Source organism: Intrasporangium oryzae NRRL B-24470 (genome assembly GCF_000576595.1).
Lineage (GTDB): Bacteria > Actinomycetota > Actinomycetes > Actinomycetales > Dermatophilaceae > Intrasporangium_C > Intrasporangium_C oryzae.
In genome coordinates, this window is the sequence record NZ_AWSA01000001.1 from 24,441 (window position 1) to 43,121 (window position 18,681).

General features: G+C 71.5%; 17 protein-coding genes. 8 read left to right on the top strand and 9 right to left on the bottom strand.

What is annotated here, in order from left to right; all coding sequences use genetic code 11:
- Positions 1-2 precede the first annotated feature (2 nt).
- Positions 3-2,084 (bottom strand): S8 family peptidase, encoded by a 2,082-nt coding sequence (locus tag N865_RS21420; RefSeq protein ID WP_051509705.1) that lies wholly within the window; start codon positions 2,082-2,084, stop codon positions 3-5.
- A gap of 537 nt (positions 2,085-2,621) precedes the next feature.
- On the opposite strand from N865_RS21420, the gene N865_RS00110 reads away from it, so the two are divergent.
- From N865_RS00110 to N865_RS00120, 3 genes are all read left to right on the top strand, one after another.
- Positions 2,622-5,234, top strand: a complete 2,613-nt coding sequence (locus N865_RS00110; protein ID WP_034800231.1) for an ATP-dependent Clp protease ATP-binding subunit — start codon at positions 2,622-2,624, stop codon at positions 5,232-5,234.
- Between the two features lie 76 nt (positions 5,235-5,310).
- Positions 5,311-6,534, top strand: coding sequence for an LCP family protein (locus N865_RS00115; RefSeq protein ID WP_157557487.1), 1,224 nt, complete (start codon positions 5,311-5,313; stop codon positions 6,532-6,534).
- A complete protein-coding gene (locus N865_RS00120; protein ID WP_084327806.1) occupies positions 6,531-7,100 on the top strand; it encodes an amino-acid N-acetyltransferase in 570 nt (189 codons plus the stop codon). The genes N865_RS00115 and N865_RS00120 overlap by 4 nt, the downstream gene beginning before the upstream one ends.
- Before the next feature lie 4 nt (positions 7,101-7,104).
- Here the strand turns inward: N865_RS00120 and N865_RS00125 are convergent, their stop codons facing one another.
- From N865_RS00125 to N865_RS00135, 3 genes are read right to left on the bottom strand one after another with little or no spacing between them, the layout of a single operon-like run.
- Positions 7,105-8,052, bottom strand: a complete 948-nt coding sequence (locus N865_RS00125; protein ID WP_034800235.1) for an ABC transporter ATP-binding protein — start codon at positions 8,050-8,052, stop codon at positions 7,105-7,107.
- Positions 8,049-8,864, bottom strand: a complete 816-nt coding sequence (locus N865_RS00130) for an ABC transporter permease (protein WP_034800237.1) — start codon at positions 8,862-8,864, stop codon at positions 8,049-8,051. Before N865_RS00130 ends, N865_RS00125 begins: the two co-directional genes overlap by 4 nt.
- Entirely contained in the window at positions 8,857-9,651 is a 795-nt protein-coding gene (locus tag N865_RS00135) for an ABC transporter permease (protein ID WP_034800239.1), read from the bottom strand. Before N865_RS00135 ends, N865_RS00130 begins: the two co-directional genes overlap by 8 nt.
- Positions 9,652-9,871: 220 nt before the next feature.
- Here N865_RS00135 and N865_RS00140 point away from each other — a divergent pair, with 220 nt between their 5' ends.
- From N865_RS00140 to N865_RS00150, 3 genes are read left to right on the top strand one after another with little or no spacing between them, the layout of a single operon-like run.
- Complete coding sequence (locus tag N865_RS00140; RefSeq protein WP_084327807.1) at positions 9,872-10,462, top strand: gluconokinase; 591 nt, start codon at positions 9,872-9,874, stop codon at positions 10,460-10,462.
- Positions 10,459-11,961 (top strand): GntP family permease, encoded by a 1,503-nt coding sequence (locus tag N865_RS00145; protein ID WP_034800241.1) that lies wholly within the window; start codon positions 10,459-10,461, stop codon positions 11,959-11,961. The genes N865_RS00140 and N865_RS00145 overlap by 4 nt, the downstream gene beginning before the upstream one ends.
- Before the next feature lie 2 nt (positions 11,962-11,963).
- Positions 11,964-12,353, top strand: coding sequence for a pyridoxamine 5'-phosphate oxidase family protein (locus N865_RS00150; protein ID WP_034800242.1), 390 nt, complete (start codon positions 11,964-11,966; stop codon positions 12,351-12,353).
- A gap of 6 nt (positions 12,354-12,359) precedes the next feature.
- Here the strand turns inward: N865_RS00150 and N865_RS00155 are convergent, their stop codons facing one another.
- The 3 genes from N865_RS00155 to radA are packed head-to-tail and all read right to left on the bottom strand — an operon-like array spanning position 12,360 to position 15,922.
- Positions 12,360-13,349 (bottom strand): HhH-GPD family protein, encoded by a 990-nt coding sequence (locus N865_RS00155; protein ID WP_084327808.1) that lies wholly within the window; start codon positions 13,347-13,349, stop codon positions 12,360-12,362.
- A gap of 28 nt (positions 13,350-13,377) precedes the next feature.
- Positions 13,378-14,457: a DNA integrity scanning diadenylate cyclase DisA gene (gene disA / locus N865_RS00160; protein WP_034800248.1), complete on the bottom strand. Its 1,080-nt coding sequence runs from the start codon at positions 14,455-14,457 to the stop codon at positions 13,378-13,380.
- Positions 14,458-14,512: 55 nt separating this feature from the next.
- Positions 14,513-15,922: a DNA repair protein RadA gene (radA, locus tag N865_RS00165; RefSeq protein WP_211244822.1), complete on the bottom strand. Its 1,410-nt coding sequence runs from the start codon at positions 15,920-15,922 to the stop codon at positions 14,513-14,515.
- Between the two features lie 120 nt (positions 15,923-16,042).
- On the opposite strand from radA, the gene N865_RS00170 reads away from it, so the two are divergent.
- Entirely contained in the window at positions 16,043-16,240 is a 198-nt protein-coding gene (locus tag N865_RS00170; protein WP_157557488.1) for a hypothetical protein, read from the top strand.
- Positions 16,241-16,379: 139 nt separating this feature from the next.
- Complete coding sequence (locus N865_RS00175; RefSeq protein WP_034800255.1) at positions 16,380-16,715, top strand: histone-like nucleoid-structuring protein Lsr2; 336 nt, start codon at positions 16,380-16,382, stop codon at positions 16,713-16,715.
- A gap of 122 nt (positions 16,716-16,837) precedes the next feature.
- Here the strand turns inward: N865_RS00175 and ligD (N865_RS00180) are convergent, their stop codons facing one another.
- Together ligD (N865_RS00180) and ligD (N865_RS00185) are read right to left on the bottom strand one after the other, a co-directional pair.
- Positions 16,838-17,725: a non-homologous end-joining DNA ligase gene (ligD, locus tag N865_RS00180; protein ID WP_034800257.1), complete on the bottom strand. Its 888-nt coding sequence runs from the start codon at positions 17,723-17,725 to the stop codon at positions 16,838-16,840.
- The gene (gene ligD / locus N865_RS00185) at positions 17,725-18,672 is read right to left on the bottom strand and encodes a non-homologous end-joining DNA ligase (RefSeq protein WP_034800260.1); all 948 of its coding nucleotides are present in this window, start codon (positions 18,670-18,672) and stop codon (positions 17,725-17,727) included. The genes ligD (N865_RS00180) and ligD (N865_RS00185) overlap by 1 nt, the downstream gene beginning before the upstream one ends.
- Between the last annotated feature and the right edge of the window lie 9 nt (positions 18,673-18,681).

Genomic DNA, 18,681 nt, shown 5'->3' on the forward strand with positions numbered 1-18,681 from the left:
GCTCACCCCTGGAACGGGGACTGGCCATAGGGGTCGTAGCTGCCGCCGTAGCCGCCGCCGTAGCCGCCGAGGCCGCCCTCGAACCCACCTCCGGGCCCGCCCTGGACCGGCGTGGTTGGTCCGGTCGTCGTGATCGTCGTGATCGTCCACGGGTACGGGATCGGCGGGCAGAACGGCTCGAACAGGGAGGGAACGGGCTGCGGGCACCTCCACCAGAAGGGCGACCTCGGAGTCACCTGGATGCACTGGAGGATCGGGCTGCGCAGCTTGATGAACGGACCCGGCTGGAAGACGATGTCGTCGTTCCCGCCACCTCCGGCCGTGCCTGCCATCTGCTCTGCCTGCGCCGAGCCGAGCTCCTGCTGCACCTGGGCGAGGGCAGCGGCATACCCGTCGGCGTAGCCCTGCTCGTAGGTGCCCTGGCCCTCGGAGGGACCCTCCTCGGGCTGCGGGGCCTGGCCCGCGCCGCCGAGGTAGCCGTAGGGGTCGTAGCCCGCGGCCGCGCCGCCTCCCGGCACGCCGGGCTGGCCGATCGTCGGCGTGACGGTCGTCGTTGCGGGAGTCGGCGTCACCGGCGTCGTCGGGGTGATCGTCGGCGGGCAGAACGGGGACGCGACCGGGCAGATCATGGTCCGCGGCGGGCAGATCTGGATCGGGGTCCGCAGCGGACCGCAGAACGGCGGGAACGTCAGCGGTGGCCGGCACGGCAGCACCGGCGTGCGGAGCCTCGTGACGATGGGTGACGCCTTGTTCACCGCGGCGGCCGCGTCGACGCAGCCCCAGCCGTACGAGTCGTTGGGCACGGGGTCGGCCGGAGCGTCACGGAGCGGGCGAGCCGTCGTCCGCAGGATGTCCGTCACCTCGGCGACCGTCGCACTCGGCTTGACCGACCGGATCAGGGCCGCGACCCCGGCGACGTGCGGCGTCGCCATCGACGTCCCCGAGAGGGTGCCGTACCCGGCGGCGAGGTACGTGGACAGGACTCCGACACCGGGAGCGACGACGTCGATGTGCGGACCGGTCTGGGAGAAGGAGGCCCGGTGGTCGGCGCTGTCGATCGCCCCGACCGAGACGACGTCGGGGTAGGCCGCCGGGTATGACGGGTTCGACGTGCCGTCGTTGCCCATCGCGGCGACGACGACGACACCCTTGCCGATCGCGTACGCGATGGCGCTGCTCTCGACGGTGGTCGTGCCGGACGAGCCGAGGCTCATGTTGATGACCGAGGCGCCGTTGTCCGCGGCGTAGCGGACGGCGGCGGCGATGTCGGCCGACGAGCCGACGCCCCTGACCTGGCCGTCGGAGATCCGGACCATCCGGGTCAGGGCCTTGACGGGCATGATCTTGCACTGCCACGTCACGCCGGCCACGCCGAGCGCGTTGTTCGACATCGCGGCGATCGTGCCCGCGACGTGTGAGCCGTGACCGACCTCGTCCTCGGGGATGGCGTCGCGGCCGGAGAAGTCGCCCTCGAAGCGGAAGCCCGCGGGCGGTGTGGGGTTCGTCCCGAGGTCGACCATGTCGTAGCCGGGCACGATGTTGCCGACGAGGTCCGGGTGGTCGAGGTCGATGCCGGTGTCGATGACACCGACGACCACCGTCGCCGACCCGGTGGTGCGGTCCCACGCGGCAGGTGCGTTGATCTTGGCGAGCCCCCACTCGGAGCCGTAGCTCGGGTCGTTGGGGATGACCGACGTCTCGCGGTAGCGGTTCGGCTCGGCGGACTCGACGCTGTCGAGGGCCTCGAGCGTCGCGACCGCGTCGGCGATGTCCGTGCCGACGTCGACACGCACCCGGAACGACCGCGCGAGAACCTGTTCCTCGGTCACCTCGAGACCGCGTGTGGCGGCCTCGGCCTCGGCTGCCCCGCCGGTCGGGGCGGGCAGCGCCAGCCGCGTGACGTCGTGGGCGCCGAGACGCGCGAGGACGGTGTCGAGGTCGTCGACACCGAGCGACCGGGCTCCGGACTCGACCGGCCCGGAGGGGTGGACGGGGACCGACGCGGTCATCGAGTCCGCGGCGGAGGGGACGAGGGTGAGGAGGAGCTCACCCGGTATGACGGTGTCGGCCTCGCTCGTGAACACCGGTTCCCATGGAGAACTCGGCGACGTGGGCGTGCTCCGACCTGACGAACGACGCTTGGCTGGCATCTCTGCCTCCCTGGTTGCAGTTCCGGGCGGACCCCCCCGCCCGCGGCACCGGCCCCTGACTACCGATGCCTGTCTGAGGCGGTGCGCGACGCGTTTGATACGGCGGCAGGGCCGGCACCGTCACGCGAGCGGGAACCGCGCCCAGCGGCATACCTCGGCCGTATGCCGCTGGGCGGGCTCTCGCCCGTGCGTGCCCTCCCAGCCCCGGGCGACCCCGACAAGTCCGCCCGGGCGAGGGAAACCCGCCCGAGATCGGAGGCCGACCACAACGAGTCCGCCCCGGCGAGAGAAGAGCCGGAAGGCCGGGGGCGAACCGACCCGGGCTGTCCGCTCACGGCGAACACAGGCTGAACCTGAGCCGATCACGCTCAGGATGGGAACACGCCGGACACCCCTCGCGTTGGTCGGAGTATGTCCCGCCCGGCGGGGCGCAGATAGCATCGAGGTGTCTCGATCAGTCAGGAGAAGAGCATGTTTGAACGGTTCACCGACAGGGCCCGAAGGGTGGTTGTCCTGGCGCAGGAGGAAGCACGCCTGCTCAACCACAACTACATCGGGACCGAGCACATCCTCCTGGGCCTGATCCACGAAGGTGAAGGCGTCGCCGCGAAGGCTCTCGAGTCCCTCGACATCTCGCTCGAGGCGGTGCGGGCCCAGGTCCAGGAGATCATCGGCCAGGGGCAGCAGGCCCCGACCGGCCACATCCCCTTCACGCCGCGCGCGAAGAAGGTTCTCGAGTACTCCCTCCGTGAGGCCCTCCAGCTCGGCCACAGCTACATCGGCACCGAGCACATCCTCCTCGGCCTCATCCGCGAGGGCGAGGGCGTCGCCGCCCAGGTCCTCGTCAAGCTCGGCGCCGAGCTCAACAAGGTGCGCCAGCAGGTCATCCAGCTGCTCTCGGGATACCAGGGCAGCGGTCAGGGCGAGAAGACCGGCGCCGGCGTCGGCCAGGCCCAGGGCGAGGGCACCCCGGCGGGGTCGCTCGTGCTCGACCAGTTCGGCCGAAATCTCACGCAGGCGGCCCGCGAGGGCAAGCTCGACCCGGTCATCGGGCGTGAGAAGGAGATCGAGCGCGTCATGCAGGTCCTGTCGCGCCGCACCAAGAACAACCCGGTCCTCATCGGTGAGCCCGGCGTCGGCAAGACCGCCGTCGTCGAGGGGCTCGCGCAGGACATCGTCAAGGGCGAGGTGCCCGAGACGCTCAAGGACAAGCAGCTCTACACCCTCGACCTCGGCTCGCTCGTCGCGGGCAGCCGCTACCGCGGTGACTTCGAGGAGCGGCTGAAGAAGGTCCTCAAGGAGATCCGCACCCGCGGCGACATCATCATCTTCATCGACGAGATCCACACGCTCGTCGGTGCAGGTGCGGCCGAGGGTGCCATCGACGCCGCGTCGATCCTCAAGCCGATGCTCGCCCGCGGCGAGCTCCAGACCATCGGTGCGACGACGCTCGACGAGTACCGCAAGCACATCGAGAAGGACTCGGCCCTCGAGCGGCGCTTCCAGCCGATCCAGGTGCAGGAGCCGACGCTGCCGCACGCCATCGAGATCCTCAAGGGACTGCGTGACCGCTACGAGGCCCACCACCGCGTGACGATCACCGACGGCGCGCTCGTCGCCGCGGCCAACATGGCCGACCGCTACATCAACGACCGTTTCCTGCCCGACAAGGCGATCGACCTCATCGACGAGGCCGGCGCACGCCTCCGGATCCGCCGGATGACCGCGCCGCCGGACCTTCGCGAGTTCGACGAGCAGATCGCTGCCCTCGTCCGTGAGAAGGAGTCGGCCATCGACGGCCAGGACTTCGAGCGGGCCGCCCGGGTGCGCGACGAGGAGAAGAAGCTGCGCGCCCAGAAGGCCGAGCGCGAGGCCCAGTGGAAGTCGGGCGACATGGACGTCGTCGCCGAGGTCGACGAGGAGCTCATCGCCGAGGTCCTGGCCGCCAGCACCGGCATCCCGGTCTTCAAGCTGACCGAGGAGGAGTCGAGCCGACTGCTCCACATGGAGGACGAGCTGCACAAGCGGATCGTCGGCATGAACGACGCCGTCAAGGCCCTCTCGCAGGCGATCCGTCGCACGCGGGCCGGCCTCAAGGACCCGCGTCGTCCGGGTGGCTCGTTCATCTTCGCCGGTCCGACCGGTGTCGGTAAGACCGAGCTCGCCAAGACGCTCGCCGAGTTCCTCTTCGGCAGCGAGGACGCCCTGATCCAGCTCGACATGTCCGAGTACTCCGAGAAGCACACGGTGAGCCGCCTGTTCGGCTCGCCCCCCGGCTACGTCGGGTACGAAGAGGGCGGCCAGCTGACCGAGAAGGTCCGCCGCAAGCCGTTCTCGGTCGTGCTCTTCGACGAGGTCGAGAAGGCTCACCCGGAGATCTTCAACTCGCTGCTGCAGGTCCTCGAGGACGGCCGCCTCACCGACTCGCAGGGTCGGATGGTCGACTTCAAGAACACCGTCATCATCATGACGACCAACCTCGGCACGCGGGACATCTCGAAGGCGAGCATGGGCTTCTCCGCCGGACCCGACTCGCGCTCGGACTACGAGCGCATGAAGGCGAAGGTCCAGGACGAGCTCAAGCAGCACTTCCGGCCCGAGTTCCTCAACCGAGTCGACGACATCATCGTGTTCCCGCACCTGTCCAAGGACGAGATCACGCAGATCGTCGACCTCGAGATCGCCAAGCTCGACAGGCGGCTCAAGGACAAGGACATGGGCATGGAGCTCACGCCCGCGGCCAAGGACCTGCTCGCCAAGAAGGGCTACGACCCCGTGCTCGGTGCGCGACCGCTGCGTCGCACCATCCAGCGCGAGATCGAGGACGCCCTCTCCGAGAAGATCCTCTACGCCGAGTTCACGTCGGGCCAGTACATCAGGGTCGACACCGAGGGCGAGGGTCGCGAGGAGAAGTTCACCTTCTCCGACATGGCCCACCCCGGGCACCGCGCGGCCGACGACCTGGCCGAGCTGACCTCCGGTCCGGCCCTCGACGAGGCGCTCGGCGTCAACGTCACGGCGCCGTCCAACGTCCCGGACGACCAGATCTACCCCGACGCGGGGCTGGCTGGCAACGACCGCTGACACAGCGCGACGCGAAGGGCCGGGGACTCACGTCCCCGGCCCTTCGACATACCCGCCTCTCGTCTACGGTGGGCGCGTGACCTCGACGCATCGCCCTTCGGCCGCAGTGACCGCCGGCAAGGCGGCTGCCGCAGCGCTCGTGGTGGCGGCCCTCGCCGCCGGATGCACCGGCTCGCCGGCCCCGCGCCCGTCCGGCTCCTCGGGAGCCTCGTCCGGCTCCGCGTCGGCTGGCGTCCCCGGCGCTGCCGGGGGAACGGACACGTCCGCCGGCATCGTGGGCGCGCCGGCGCCGCTCGCGGACCTCGTCACGACGCTGTATGCCGGTCACGACCTCGGCGCGTCGGCCACCCCGAGTGCCGCGGCGGCCCTGAAGAACCGCAGGCCTGCGTCGGGCACGCCCCAGGGCAAGGCTGCCCTCGGCTCGTGGTTCGGCACCCCGATCGCGGTCGTCACGTCGGGCGACGACGTGACCCTCGCGGTGGGCTCCGGCGGCGGGGCAGCGTGGACGGTCGTCGGGGGCTGGTGGCCCTCGCTCGGCGTGAGCGCCCCGAGCCTCGGCGGTGGCCCTCGATGGGTCCTCGCCATCGGGTCGGACGCGCGCCCGGGCCAGCCGCTCGAGCGCAGCCGGGCCGACGTGCTCCAGGTCATCGGCCTCGACGGCCGCGGCGGCGGTGGCGTCATGGGCATGGCCCGTGACCTGTGGGTGCCGCTCAGCACCGGCGGCACGGGCAAGATCAACTCCGCCATGGTCTTCGGAGGCCCGAAGGCCCAGCTCGCGACAGTGAAGTCCGTGACCGGGCTCCCCGTCGAGGGCTACGTCGTGCTCGGCTTCAGCGGGTTCACGGCGCTCGTCGACGGCCAGGGCGGCATCCCGATCGTCATCCCCAGGACGGTCGTCGCGTCCAGTGTGAAGGACCTCGTCATCAAGGCCGGCCCCCAGACCCTCAGCGGCGTGGAGGCCCTCGCCTACGCGCGCGAGCGCCAGACGCTGCCGGACGGCGACTTCGGCCGGTCGCGGCACCAGGGCGAGCTCATCCTTGCGGCGGCGGTCAAGGCCAAGCTCGCCGGGCCGATCGCCATCCCCGGCGCCCTGACCGACTTCGGAACCGTCGGGAAGAGCAACCTCTCCGCTGAGCAGATCCTCACCTTCGCTGCGGGGCTGTACACCCTCAGCCCGCTCAAGGTCGGTCGCGGTGTGGCGAAGGGCGGCATCGGCACCGCCGCCGGCCAGTCGATCGTCGTGCTGGGCCGCGAGGCCCGGTCGCTCTTCGCCTCGTTCAAGGACGGGAACCTCTCATGACCGAACCGTTCGCGACCGCCTCCCCCGGCGGCGACCCCTCCTCGCCCGAGACCCGGCCACCGGTGCCCCAGCCCCCCGAGATCCGCCGCGCGCGCACGGCCGACGTCCGCGGCATACGAGCTCTCGTGGCGCCGCTCGCCGAACGGCGCGTCCTCGTGGCCAAGGAGGCGGTCACGTACTTCGAGAGCCTCCAGGAGTTCCGGGTCGCCGACGCCGGCGGCCGGATCGTCGGGTGCGGCGCCCTCCACGTCATGTGGGAGGACCTCGCCGAGATCCGCACGCTGGCCGTCGCGCCCGACCAGCTCGGAACGGGGCTCGGCGGCCGGATCCTCGAGACGCTCGTCGAGGAGGCCCGTGCGCTCGGGGTGCAGCGGCTCTTCTGCCTCACCTTCGAGACGCGGTTCTTCGCCCGGCACGGCTTCGAGGCGATCGAGGGGCAGGCGGTGACGCCCGAGGTCTATGCCGAGCTGCTGCGCTCCTACGACGAGGGTGTCGCGGAGTTCCTCGACCTCGAGCGGGTCAAGCCCAACACGCTCGGCAACACGCGGATGCTGCGCACGCTCTGAGCGGTCACGCACGCCCCGAGGCGGCATAGAGGCGGCGGACCACGTCCTCGATGTCGGGCTCTTCGATGGTCAGGTCGCGTACCTCGGCCCGCCCCGAGACGTGGGCGAGCACCGCGGCCGCCGTCGTCGTCTCCGCGTCGAAGGCAAGGCGCTGGCGCAGCCCGTCGGACTCGCTGTCGACGAGCTGGGTCCCCGGGACGTCGACGAGCGCCGGTGTCGGCACCGCGAGGTCGAGGACGAGCAGGCGCCGGGCGCCGACCGTGCCGGCGAGCCCGGTCAGGGTGCCGTCGAAGGCGAGCCGGCCGCGGTCGACGACGAGGACCCGGTCGCAGAGGCGCTCGATGTCACCCATGTCGTGGGTCGTCAGCAGCAGGGTCGTCCCGCGCTCGCGTCGCTCGGCGACGAGGAACTCACGCAGGCGCTGCTTGGACAGGACGTCGAGCCCGATCGTCGGCTCGTCGAGCACGAGCAGCTCGGGCGAGTGCAGCAGCGCCGCCGCGATCTCGGCGCGCATCCGCTGGCCGAGCGAGAGCGAGCGCACCGGGGTGCCGAGCTGGGGTCCCATCTCCAGCTGCTCGACCAGGGCAGCCGTCCGTGCCGTCGCCCGCTCGGGCTGGAGCCGGTGGATCGCGGCGAGGATCTCGAACGAGTCGCGGAGCGGCAGGTCCCACCAGAGCTGCGAGCGCTGCCCGAACACGACTCCGACCCGCCGAGCCACCTCGATGCGCCGGGACATCGGGTCGAGCCCGCACGTGCGAACGAGACCGGACGTCGGCTTGAGGATGCCCGTGAGCATCTTGATCGTCGTCGACTTGCCGGCGCCGTTCGCGCCGATGTAGCCGACGGCCTCACCGGCCTCGATGGTGAAGGTCATCCGGTCGACCGCGCGCAGCTTCTTGAAGTCGCGGACGAGCTCGCGGGTCTCGATGATCGCGGGGTTGGTCGTGCTCATCCGCCTGCTCCTTGGTAGTGACGGGTCCCGAGTCGCCAGCTCAGGGCGGCGAGGCCCCAGGCCAGCAGCGCGGCCAGCGGCGTGCACCAGGCCAGCCACGTCGGCGCGAGGGGGTCGTCGAGGTCGAGGATCGCGACGGCCGGGAGGTAGGCGACGAACGCCGTCGGGATGACGAACGTCCAGAAGATGCGCAACGGGTCGGGGAAGACCTGCTGGCTCTGCTGAGCGGCATACGACCCGCCGTAGGTGAACGCGTTGGTGAACTCCGCGCCGTCGACGAGGAAGAACTGCAGGCCCCCCGCCGCGGTGAAGAGCGCCGCGAAGATGGCCGTGCCGCTGATGATGGTCAGGACGACGAGCAGTGCCGTGGCCGGCGACCACGCGATGTCGGCCGTCGTCAGGGCCACGGCGAGCGCGACGAGCGCGACCGACAGGCGGCCGACGCGGCGCAGGGACAGGTCGCTCGTCATCAGCTGCGTGAGGAGCGGCAGGGGCCGCACGTAGAAAGCGTCGACCTGCCCGGCCCGGATGTAGCGCGGCATCTGGTCGAGGTGCCCGACGAGCATGTCCGCGAGGGCGAAGGCGACGTTCGAGAGGGCGAAGACGAGCAGGGCCCCGGTGAAGTCGAGGCCGCCCAGCACGTCGACGTTGTGGAAGATGACCCAGACCTCGGCGAACTCGGCGAGGCCCACGCCGATGGTGCCGAGGATGTCGGTGACGAACGAGGCGCGGTACTGCATCTGCGCGCGGGCACGCGAGGCCAGCAGGACGCGGTAGGGCCGCATCCGCTCCGCGAGGGTCGACTCAGCCACCCTGCACCTCCAGTCGGCGGCGACCCGCCCGGAGGACGACCTGCCCGAGCACCAGCAGGGCGGTCGCCCAGAAGACCTGCGTCGCCATCGTCGCGATGATCTCCGCACCCACGACACGTCCGGCCAGGATGTCGATGGGGATCTGCAGCATGGACGGGAACGGCGACCATTCCGCGATGGTCCGAAGCCAGTTGGGGAACCACGGCACGGGCAGGTAGAGGCCGCAGAGCAGGCCGCCGGTGATCATCCACATCAGGTAGATGCCGCGGATCTCGACGAGCCAGAAGGCGAGCAGGTTGACCGTGAAGTTGCCGGAGAAGGCCACGACGACGGCAAGGACCACGGACACGGCCCCGCTGACCCAGCTGGCGGCCCCCGGCGGCCACGCCATGTCGAAAAGCAGGCCACCGAGCAGGATGGCCGGCGCCCCACGGCCGACGAGGTTGATTCCGGCGCGGCCGAGATCGCCCGCGAGGTAGGCGAGCTGCGGGTTGACCGGGCGCAGGAAGTCGATGGCGATGTCACCGGTGCGCACGCGGTCCTTGACCTCCTGGAAGCCCCACAGGTTCACCGTGCCCAGCAGGGCCTGGCCCCACCAGACGAACGCGACCGCCGTGGGGGCGTCGTAGCCGCCGATGTCCGACCCCGCCGAGGCGAGGGCCGCGAGCAGGAGCAGGGCACGGATCACCCCGAAGACGGAGTTCGTCGTCATGCCTGCGAGCAGGGCGAGGCGATACGTGGAGTGCCGCCTGAACCCGGCGCGGGTCAGGATCCAGAAGGGCGTCATGACGAGCGGGCGGAATCGGGCACAAGGGGGCACGTTACCCCGCTCGGCGGATCGGTTCAACGACGTGCGCCCGACGCGCAGCGGCGTCACCCCGCCGCCGGCGATCGAGGGCGGCTCGAGGGCGGCCCAAGGCGGCCTGAGGCCGGCCCGAGGGGCAACTCGGGCAAGTGGGGCAACGTGCGCCCCGGCGACAACCTCGTCGTCCCGCTAGATTCGAAGCATGGCCGCGAGCGCTCCCTCCTCCCAGCCCGAGCCCGGACCCTCCCCTTCCGACCCCTCACGCCCCGCTGCCGGCCCCGACATCGTCGTGGTCATGGGCGTCTCGGGCAGCGGCAAGACCACCCTGGCCCAGGGCATCGCGGAGGCCATGCACTGGGAGTTCGCCGAGGGCGACACCTTCCACTCCGAGGCCAATGTCGCGAAGATGCGGGACGGACACGCGCTGACCGACGAGGACCGCTGGCCCTGGCTCGAGTCGATCGGATCGTGGATCAGCGCCAGGGAGAAGGCCGGCGAGTCGGCGACCGTCACCTGCTCGGCCCTCCGCCGCGCCTACCGCGACCTGCTGAGACGCGACCGCCCGCATGTGCGCTTCCTCCACGTCACCGCACCCGAGACCCTGATCCAGGACCGGATGGAGCATCGCCCCGGCCACTACATGCCGCCTTCGCTCCTCCCGAGCCAGCTGGCCACGCTCGAGCCCCTCGGCCACGACGAGCCGGGGACGGTCATCACCAACGAGGGAACGCGCGCCGAGGTCCTCGACCGGGCGCTCGAAGCCCTGGGACTGAGGAAGGACCCGAGAGCATGAGCGGCGCCACGCTGACCCCGACGATCCTCCATCTCGCCGACGAGGCCGCCAAGACGCCGTATGCCGGGAACGGCCAGCTCGTGCTGGCCTGCGTCCTCGGCATCCTCACCGTCGTCGTCCTCATCACCGTCGCCAAGCTCCATCCGTTCCTCTCGCTCATGCTCGGATCCGCGGTCCTCGGAGCGGTCGCGACGGTTCCGCCTGCCGACATCGTCGCGAGCTTCCTCGCGGGCTTCGGCGCGACGACGGGCGCGGTCGGTGTCCTCATCGCCCTCGGCGCGATGATCGGCAAGCTCCTCGAGGACTCCGGCGGCGCGACAAAGATCGTCTCGACGATGGTCGGCAGGGTCGGCCCGGGCGGACTGCCCTGGGTCATGGCGGCCATTGCCGCGATCCTCGGACTGCCGCTGTTCTTCGAGGTGGGGGTCGTGCTGCTCGTCCCTGTCGTCCTCATGGTGGCGCGCCGGACCGGCCTGTCCCTCATGAAGGTCGGCATCCCCGCCCTCGCCGGTCTGTCGGTGCTCCACGGTCTCGTGCCGCCGCACCCCGGACCGCTCACGGCCATCGGCCTGCTGGGCGCGGACCTCGGACGGACCCTGCTCTTCGGCCTGATCGTCGCGATCCCGACCGTCATCGTCGCGGGGCCGGTCCTCGCGACCTTCGTCGACCGATGGGTGCCCAAGCACGTGGACTCCCCTGTCCTCGTGGGGGCTTCGACCACGACAGCGGGTGGAGGCTCCGGTCGCGACGCGGGCGCGAGCAGCCGAGAACCCGGCGGCTACCCGGCCTCCCCCGGCGACTTCGAGGAGCCGCTGCCGCCGGGCCGCCGGCGGGTCGGGTTCGCGACGGCCATCATCGCGATCACCCTGCCGGTCGTCCTCATGCTCATCGACGCGATCACCAAGCTGCTCGTGACCGACAAGGAGAACGGCACACGCAAGGTCGTCGACTTCCTCGGCACCCCGGTCGTCGCGCTCCTCATCGCGGTCCTCTTCTGCTACATCGCCCTCGGCCTCGGTTCGGGCATGACCAGGCAGCAGGCGAGCGACTCGGTCGGCGCGAGCTTCCCCCCGATCGCGAGCATCATCCTCATCGTCGCGGCCGGCGGCGGCTTCAAGCAGACGCTCGTCGACGCCGGGGTCGGCGATGTCATCAAGGACTGGGCGACCGGGGTCAACATCTCGGTCCTGCTCCTCGGGTGGCTCGTCGCGGTCCTCATCCGGCTCGGGACCGGATCGGCCACGGTCGCGACGATCACCGCGGCGGGCATCGTGGGGCCGCTCGCCTCCACCCTGACGACGAACCACCTGGCCCTGCTCGTCCTCGCGATCGGCTGCGGGTCGCTCTTCTTCAGCCACGTCAACGACGCCGGCTTCTGGCTCGTCAAGGAGTACTTCGGCCTCACCGTCGGAGAGACCATCAAGTCGTGGTCGGTGATGGAGACCGTCATCTCGGTCTTCGGCTTCGCCCTCATCATGCTCCTCAGCACGGTGGTCTAGCCGTGGCGATCCGTCCCGACGACCTCTCCGAAGCCGCCCTCGAGTTCATGCGCGTGCGGCACCTCGCGACCCTGACGACCCTGCGCGCCGACGGCAGCCCGCACGTCGTGCCCGTGGGCTTCACGTGGGACCCGGCCTCCGGTCTCGCCCGGGTCATCACGAGCGGCTCGAGCGCGAAGGCCCGCCACGCCGCCTCCGGTCGCCGGGCCGTGCTCTGCCAGGTCGACGGCGCGCGCTGGCTCTCGCTCGAGGGGCGGTCGCGCGTCCTCGACGACCCGGCCTCGGTCGCCGACGCCGTCGAGCGCTACACACTGCGCTACCGGCCCCCGCGGGTCAACCCCGAGCGGGTGGTCATCGCCATCGAGGTCGACCGCATCCTGGGCAACGTCTGAGGCCCGTCACCCCGGAAGACGGAACCGCTTGCGGGACAAGGGCTCGACGAGTCCGTCGGCGACGAGCGAGTCGAGGCAGCGCATGACCTGCGCCCGGTCCGGCCCTGCGTCCTCGAGGAGGCCGAGCACGACCGGGCCGTGGGCGGTGCGCAACCGCTGGAGGATCTCCCCGCGCACCTGGCGGTCGGTGCCGTGCCACGCCTGCCCCCGCCGGGCCGGCCCGTCGTATGCCGGTCGGCCGGCGAGGTTCCACGCGCAGAGGTCCGCGACCGGGCAGTCCTCGCAGCGGGGCCCGCGCGCGACGCAGACGAGCGCCCCGAGCTCCATGACGGCGACGTTCCACGTGTTGGCGCGCTCACGCTCGAGCGGCATGCAGTCGCGGGCCAGAGCGGACTCGGCCCGGGTGAGGGTGAGGTGCGGGAACGCCCTGCCCTCGACGGCGCGGGCGAGGACGCGCCGCACGTTGGTGTCGACGACGACCTCGGGCTCCCCGAAGGCGAAGCAGGCGACGGCCGCCGCGGTGTAGGCGCCGACGCCGGGCAGCCCGAGGAGCTCCTCGTGGCTGTCGGGCACGTTGCCGCCGTGACGTTCGACCATGACGGTCGCCGCCTCGTGGAGGCGCAGGGCGCGACGCGGGTATCCGAGTCGGCCCCAGGCCCGGACGGCGTCACCGGGCGCAGCGGTGGCGAGCGCCGCGGGCGTCGGCCAGCGCTCCATCCACTCGCGCCACACGGGCTCAACCCGGGACAGGGGCGTCTGCTGCGCCATGACCTCCGAGAGGAAGACCCCCCACGGGCTGCAGTCCGCATCGCGCCACGGGAGGTCGCGCCCCTCCCGGACGTACCAGCCGTTCACCCGTGCGTGGAGCTCTGCGAGCCGGGCCCCCGGGGGCACCGCGCTGGAGGCCCTGGCGGAGTCACTGGCGGAGTCACTGGCGGAGGACCGAGAGGAAGCCACGACGAAGGTCACGTCGGCTCGGGACGAGGTGGGCGGCATACGGGGTGGTCGACCTCGGACGTGCAGCTCAGACGTAGCGCTCGAGGATGCTCGACTCGGCGAGGCGCGAGAGGCCCTCGCGGACGGCGCGGGCCCGGCCCTCGCCGACGCCCTCGACGAGCATGAGGTCCTCGATGCCTGCCGCCAGGAGTCGCTGGAGGGACTCGAAGTGGGCGACGAGCCGGTCGACGATCGCCGTGGGCAGGCGCGGCACCTTGGTCAGCAGGCGATAGCCCTGCGGGCTCACCGGTGCGTCGAGACTGTCGCCGACGACGGCGAAGCCGACAGCCCGGGCCCCCGCCGAGAGGTCGAGGAGCTCGACGCCGTTGAGCTCCTCGAGGTTGGCCAGCGCCTCCTCGAGCGTCAGGCTCGACTTCGTCGCAGGCAGGTAGTCGCGGATGACGAGCTCGCGGTCGTTGCCGAGGCCGCCGACGAGCTCCTCGAGCTGGAGGCTGAGCAGGCGCCCATCGGTGCCGAGCTCGACGACGTAGTCCTGGATCTCGGCCGAGATGCGGCGCACCATCTCGAGGCGCTGGAGCACCGCGGTCACGTCGCGGATCGTGACGAGGTCCTCGATCTCGAGTGCCGAGAGGGTCCCGGTCACCTCGTCGAGACGCGCCTTGTAGCGCTCGAGGGTCTGCAGGGCCTGGTCGGCCCGCGAGAGCGTCGTCGGGGAGCCCTCGACCACGTGCCGCTTGCCACCGACGTAGAGCGCCACGACGCCCATCGACTGGCTCACCGAGATGATGGGGTAGCCGGTCTGCTTGGCGACCCGCTCGGCGGTGCGGTGGCGCGTGCCGGACTCGGTCGTCTCGATGCGCGAGTCGGGCACGAGCTGGGTCGCGGCCCGGAGGATGCGCGTGCCCTCGCGGTCGAGCACGACGGCCCCGTCCATCTTGCACAGCTCACGCAACCGGGTCGCGGAGAACTCGACGTCGAGGGCGAAGCCGCCGGTGCAGATCGACTCGACGACCTTGTCGTAGCCGAGCACGATGAGCGCCCCGGTTCGACCACGGAGGATGCGCTCGAGGCTGTCTCGCAGGTCGGTGCCGGGGGCGACAGCGGCGAGGGCTGCACGCAGGAGCAGCTCGTCGTCGTTCTTGTCCATCACATCCCGTTCAGCCGCGCCGGAGGCCGGGGCCAGTCCCCCGGTCGGACGCAGTCTAAGCGTTGTCACCCGCGAGCGCTCCTGTTGTCCGCGCTCCGGCGAGGCGGCCCATGGCCGCGATCGCCCTGGGGACGTCGGCGACCTCGATAGCGCGCAGCCCGTCGGGCACGGTCACGTCGGCGAGGCTCCCCGACGGCACGAGCGCGTGACGGAACCCCAGGCGGGCCGCCTCGGCGAGCCGACGCTGCAGTCCGGTCACCCGCCGGACCTCACCGGCGAGCCCGACCTCGCCGAGCGCGATGGCGTCCGTGGCGAGCGCCTGGTCGACGACGGACGACGCGACCGCGCAGACGATGGCGAGGTCGGCGGCCGGCTCGGTGATGCGCACCCCGCCGACGGTCGCAGCAAAGATGTCGCGGCTGCCGACCGGTGCCCCCGCCCGCTTGTCGAGCACGGCGATGATCATCGCCAGGCGCGAGGCGTCGAGGCCGCTCGACGTGCGCCGCGGCGACGGCAGCGTCGACGTCGCGACGAGCGCCTGCACCTCGGCGACGAGCGGACGCCGGCCCTCGAGCGTCACGGTGACGCACGTGCCCGGGACGGCGTGGTCGCGGCTCGAGAGGAAGAGCCCGCTCGGGTCCGCGAGCCCGACGATGCCGACCTCGGACAGGTCGAAGCAGCCGACCTCGTCGGTCGGGCCGAAGCGGTTCTTGACGGCGCGCACGAGCCGAAGGCGGGAGTGGCGGTCGCCCTCGAACTGGATGACGACGTCGACGAGGTGCTCGAGGACGCGAGGGCCGGCGATCGTCCCGTCCTTGGTCACGTGCCCGACGAGGAGCACCGCGATCCCCTTGACCTTGGCCGCCTGGATGAGGCTCGCCGTCACCTCGCGCACCTGCGAGACGTTGCCGGCCTGGCCCTCGACGTCGGCGCTCGCGATCGTCTGGACCGAGTCGACGACGAGCAGCTCGGGGCCGACGCTCTCGACCTGGCCGAGGACGGTGGCGAGGTCGGTCTCTGCGGCGAGATAGAGGGTGTCCGCCATCGCCTCGATGCGCTCGGCCCGCGTGCGGACCTGGGCCGCGGACTCCTCACCGCTGACATAGAGGACCTGGGCGCCGCGCCGGGCGGCCCGGGCGGCGACGTCGAGCAGCAGCGTCGACTTGCCGATGCCCGGCTCGCCGGCCACGAGGACGACGCCGCCCGGCACCAGTCCGCCGCCGAGGACGCGGTCGAACTCGCCGACGCCCGTCGGGCGAGCCGCCGCTCTGGTCAGGTCGACCTCGCCGATCCGCACGGCCGGGGTCGTCACGGTCGCCGGAGCCGTGCGAGCGGCGGCGGCCCCGACCTCGGCGACGCTCCCCCACGCCTGGCACTCGCCGCACCGGCCCACCCACTTGACCGTCGTCCATCCGCACTCGGAGCACCGGAAGCCGGCCGCTCGCCTCGTGCCCGTCCTCGTCATCGCCATGGTCGGCACCGTAGAGGGAGCCACCGACGGCGGCCCGCCTCCCCCGCCGGGCCAGCGCCCCCGGCGGCCAGCTCCAGAGCCGGACCGGCGCCGGCCTGCTCCATGCTGTGGGTCGTGATCGGCGTTCGTGCGACCATGGACGGCATGGATTCGGTCATGCCCTACGTCCTCGCCCTCGTCCCGACGGTCGGGGTGGCGACGCTCTTCTACTTCGTCATCAAGAACATTCTCGAAGGCGACCGTCGCGAGCGCATCGCACAGGCCAAGTGGGAGGCAGAGCGCGAGGCGGAGTCAAAGAATTCGGGCGAATGATTCTTTTTCCACGGCGACTTTTTCCACAAATGAATGCCGGTCAATGAGATCGAGTGGTTCGAGGTGTAAATTGAGGCCGTTCGCAGGTGAATGGCCTGCGCGCCACCCCTCATATTCCGACCATTCATGATGGAGAGACATGGCACAGCGTGTCGAAGTGACGCTGATCGATGACATCGACGAGACCAAGGCCGCCGAGACGGTCACCTTCGGCCTCGACGGCGTCACCTACGAGATCGACCTGAGTGACAAGAATGCCGAGAAGCTCCGCCAGGACCTCGCTCACTGGGTCGGGCACGCCCGTCGGGTCAGCGGCTCGGCACGGTCGGCCGCCGCCCCTCGCCGGCGTGCGGGCTCCGCGAAGCGTGCCGACCTCGGCGCCGTGCGGGAGTGGGCCCGGGCCAACGGCCACACGGTGTCCGACCGCGGCCGCATCTCGGCCGAGGTCCAGGCCGCCTACGACAAGGCGCACTGACCTCCCGTCCCGATGACGAGGCCCGGCACCACTCGCGGTGCCGGGCCTCGTCGCGTCGCCTTCCCTCCCCGTTCGATGTAGCGGCGCGGCCCGGGGCACGCCGGGATACATCGAACCGGGGGTCAGGCGGTCAGCTCTGCCGCGAGGTCCGCCCCCTCCGCAGCCCGTTCGAGCACGGCCTCCATGCGCAGCTGCTCGAGCGGCCCGCCGTCGGCCCCCAGCTCGATCTCCTCCCAGCTCCGCGGCGCGGCCGCCGTGGGGGTCTCGCGTCCACGGAGCGAGTACGGGCAGACCGTCGTCTTGGCGGCGACGTTCTGGCTCCAGTCGAGGAAGACCTTCCCGGGGCGCAGGTCCTTCGCCATCTTCCAGACGATGAGGTCTGGGTGCGCCTTGGTCAGCTCCTGCGCCAGCTGCTGGACGGTGTCGCGGATCTCGTCGCTCGTGTGCGCACCGGGCAGGACGGCATACAGCTGGAGGCCCTTGCTCCCGCTCGTCACGGGGATGGTGTGCAGGCCGATTCCCCCGAGCCGCTCGCGGACGAGGAGCGCCACCCGCGCGCACTCGGCGAGGCCCGTCCCCGGGCCCGGGTCGAGGTCGATGACGAGACGGTCCGGGTTGCGCGGCGTCGCGTCGCGGCCCTCGCCGTCGACGCGCCACTGGGGCACGTGGAGCTCGAGGGAGTTGAGATTGGCGAAGTACGTCAGCCCGGCGAGGTCGTCGATGAGCGGGAAGACGGGGTCGCGCCCCGCCCGGCGGATCCAGGCGGGCGTGCCGGGAGGGAGGTTCTTCTCGAAGAAGCGCATCGGGTCGGCGACCCCGTGCGGGTAGCGGACGCGGGTGACCGGCCGCCCGGCGAGGTGGGGCAGCAGGACCGCCGAGATGCGGGCGTAGTAGTCGAGCACCTGCGCCTTGGTCGTGCCGGTCTGCGGGTACATGACCTTCTCGAGGCTGCTGAGCCCCAGGCGGTGCCCGTCGACCTCGACGGTCACCTTCGGCGCCTCCTTCACCATCACTCCCCCTCTGCCTGGTCGTCGACGTCGTCGGGGCGGAGGTCGTCGCGGACCCCCTTGTATGCCGGCTGGCGCAGCCTCCCCTGGCTGCTCAGTCCCAGCGACTCCACGTCGACGACGAGGACGGGGTGGACCCACTGGGCTCCCAGGGCGTCCTCGCGTGGCACGTCGGTGAGGAAGGGCGAGGTGTCGGCGTGGAGGGGTGCGAGGTCCTCGAGGAGGCGCTGGCCCGCCTTGCCGGCCAGGCCGGAGCCGACCCGCCCGAGGAAGCGGAGGCCGCCGGGCGAGGGCAGCCCGACGAGGACCGCCCCCAGCCGGTTGCGGACCGTGCCGGTCGACTCCGGCCGCCACCCGCCGACGACGACCGAGACCGTGCGCCGGTGGGGCGACTTGAGCCAGGCGGTGGAACGCTGGCCCGGCAGGTACGGCGAGTCGACCCGTTTGCTGACGATCCCCTCGAGCCCCTGCTCCTTCGTCGCGGCGTGGAGCGCCTCCCCGTCCGCATAGGTCGGTGGCGTCTGCCACCGCGCGCCGTTGAGGTCGAGCCGCTCGAGGGTGGCCCGGCGCTCGCGCCACGGCCTCCCGGTCAGGTCGACCCCGTAGAGCCGGAGCAGGTCGAAGAGCATGAGCGTCGCAGGACTCTGCTCGGCGAGGTGGGCGGCGCGACGGGCCTGTGTGACGTGGAAGCGTTCGGCGAGGGCCCCGAACGACGGCACCCCGCCACGCAGGACGACGATCTCGCCGTCGAGGAGCAGGTCGGGGTACTCGTCTGCGAGGCCCTGCAGCTCCGGAAAGGCCACCGTGACGTCACGCTCGGTGCGGCTGTAGAGCCGCAGCACGCCCTCGGCGACGTCCACGAGGACCCGCATCCCGTCCCACTTGACCTCGTGGACCCAGGCGTCACCGACAGGAATCGTCGACGTCGACGTCGCAAGCATGGGCCGCATGGGTGCATT